The sequence below is a fragment of the Oleiphilus sp. HI0117 genome (genome assembly GCF_001635235.1).
Genome location: NZ_LWGA01001518.1, coordinates 1 through 829, shown reverse-complemented (window position 1 = coordinate 829; position 829 = coordinate 1). Strand labels below are relative to the sequence as shown.

Genomic DNA, 829 nt, shown 5'->3' with positions numbered 1-829 from the left:
TTAAAGGTATGCCTGAATAAGCGGAACAGCCCGATGCAGCAGTAATTCCTGGCACAACCTGGAAACTCACTCCCTCTTCTGCCAGCGTTTCTATTTCTTCGCCACCACGACCAAATATAAATGGGTCGCCGCCTTTCAAACGCAGTACTCTCTTACCCTGCTTTGCGTACTTAACAAGCAATTCGTTAATCGACTCTTGTGGGACAAGGTGATTTGAACGCTCCTTTCCAACATTAATACGCTCCGCATCATGCCTGACAAGCTCTAATATTGGTTCAGATACCAAACGATCGTACAAAACGATATCTGCCTGGCGAATCAAGCGCAAAGCCTTGAACGTTAATAAGTCGGGATCTCCGGGCCCTGCGCCGACCAAGTAAACCTCACCGTCATTACTTGGCGCAGTAGAAGAAAGATCTTCAATGGCAGACTCTAATAGGTCAACAGCGTCTTCTTCCTTTCCTGAAAAAACCAACTCAGAGAACTTACCTTCCAAGTGTTTTTCCCAAAAGCGCCTTCTCGCATTAATACCATCAACACCCTCACGTACCTGCTGCCGGTACTTTTTAGCGATCATCGCCATACGGCCAAAAGCATGTGGAAGGTTTGCCTCTAAACGACTACGAACCAAACGCGTTAAAATAGGCAATTCACCACTACTAGATACCGCGGCAATAACAGGTGAGCGGTCAATAATAGAAGGAAATACGAAATCACTAATATCTACTCGATTAACGACGTTAATCGGGATATTTCTCTGCTTAGCAGTCTTTGCTATAGCTTCATTAACAACCTTATCTTCAGACGCTGCGACAGCTAAGCTGATACG

The 829-nt window shown here is 45.5% G+C and carries 1 protein-coding gene; it reads right to left on the bottom strand.

The genetic code is table 11. The features are described from left to right. On the bottom strand, window positions 1-829 hold an 829-nt coding region (cysG, locus tag A3757_RS24920; RefSeq protein WP_068740502.1), incomplete at both ends, for a siroheme synthase CysG.